The 1,797-nt window shown below is 43.6% G+C and carries 2 protein-coding genes; both read right to left on the bottom strand.

The features are described from left to right. Positions 1-357: nitrite reductase small subunit NirD (nirD, locus tag C1642_RS19340; RefSeq protein WP_228153869.1), on the bottom strand; the 357-nt coding region annotated here is incomplete at its 3' end. A 12-nt stretch (positions 358-369) separates the two neighbouring features. Next, on the bottom strand, positions 370-1,797 hold a 1,428-nt coding region (nirB, locus tag C1642_RS19335; protein WP_228153868.1), incomplete at its 5' end, for a nitrite reductase large subunit NirB.

Genomic DNA, 1,797 nt, shown 5'->3' with positions numbered 1-1,797 from the left:
CGCGTTGACCCAAACACGGCCATCAACAATTTTGCTCGGATAAACCGCTAATTTTTGGTCTTTATCTTCTAAACAACGGCCTGTAGCTAAACTGAAATGTTGTTTATAAATTGGTGATGCAACTACGCGTTCGCCTTGTAAATCACCAATAATCCCGCGACTCATCACATTCGCTTGGCTAAACGGATCTTTATTGCTCAGTACATAAACACGTTTTTCATGCCCCACACGGAAGATTGCTACAGTTTGGCCGCCCACTAGCGCTCCTGCACCCGTGTTTGGGGTTAAATCATCGAGGGCACAAACGTCAATCCACTGATCATCAGGAAGCATATTTTTGTCTTGCACAATATTCATATAAGTTCTCCTTTATGCTTCAACCATTGGAATGCGGTCTTCTGAACGTTCAGCTTCAGTTAATGGGCGGATTTGACCACGTTCAGTTGTAAATTGAATGTGCGGATCAGCTTGTTCATTTGCTCCTGCATTGATATAAGTCTGGAAGCGTTTACGAACTTCTGGGTTTTCGACAGCTGTACGCCACTCGTCTTGATATGTACCAATAATGTGTTCCATACGGCGCTCAAGCTCGGCAGCTAAACCAAGAGAGTCATCAACGATCACAGATTTAAGGTAGTCTAGACCGCCTTCCATGTTGTCACGCCATACACTGGTACGTTGTAAACGGTCTGCCGTTTGAATGTAGAACATAAAGAAACGGTCGATATATCGAATAAGTGTTTCTTTATCGAGGTCAGATGCGAGTAATTCTGCATGACGCGGTTTCATACCACCGTTACCACACACATAAAGGTTCCAACCCTTTTCAGTGGCAATCACGCCTACATCTTTACCTTGCGCTTCCGCACACTCACGTGTACAGCCAGACACTGCCATTTTCAATTTATGCGGTGAACGCAAACCTTTGTAGCGGTTTTCAAGTTCAATCGCCAAACCAACCGAGTTATCTACCCCGTAACGGCACCAAGTGCTACCTACACAAGATTTCACTGTACGCAACGACTTACCATAGGCATGACCAGACTCAAAGCCCGCAGCATTTAACTCTTCCCAAATAAATGGAAGTTCATGAACTTGGGCACCAAACATATCAACACGTTGACCGCCAGTAATTTTGGTGTATAAGTTATATTTCTTCGCAATTTGGCCAATCGCAATTAAGCCATCCGGAGTGACTTCCCCACCTGCCATACGCGGTACAATGGAGTAAGAGCCATCTTTTTGAATGTTACCCAAGTAGTAATCGTTACTGTCTTGTAGGCCTGCATGACTTGGCTTAAGTACGAAATCATTCCAGCAAGATGCCAAAATATTTGCTGCTGCCGGTTTACAAATATCACAACCTAAACCATGACCATGTTGATGAATTAAATCATCAAATGTCTTGATTTCATTGACACGAACCAAGTGATACAACTCTTGACGCGAGTACGGGAAGTGTTCGCAAATGTGATTGTTAACAGTCACACCTTGACGTTGTAACTCTGACTTCAATACTTGAGTCACTAATGGTGCACAACCACCACATGCTGTTGCTGCTTTGGTGCATTTCTTTAATGCACCTAAAGAAGTCGAACCATCGCTAATTGCTTGGCAGATGTCTGCTTTTGATACATTGTTACATGAACAAATAGTCGCGCTGTCTGGCAGCAAATCGACTCCGCTACCACCAGATTTTGCTGCTGATTGTTCAAAACCCGGCATGATTAAACTTTCAGGCACTTCCGGTAAAGCCAGACCATTCAACATCATTTGTAAAAGGTCGTTGTATTCTTT

The organism is Acinetobacter sp. AKBS16 (genome assembly GCF_002899995.1).
In the GTDB taxonomy this organism is placed as follows: Bacteria; Pseudomonadota; Gammaproteobacteria; order Pseudomonadales; family Moraxellaceae; genus Acinetobacter; species Acinetobacter baumannii.
Note: the sequence above shows the minus strand (reverse complement) of the source record. Positions and strands in the feature narration are given on the sequence as shown.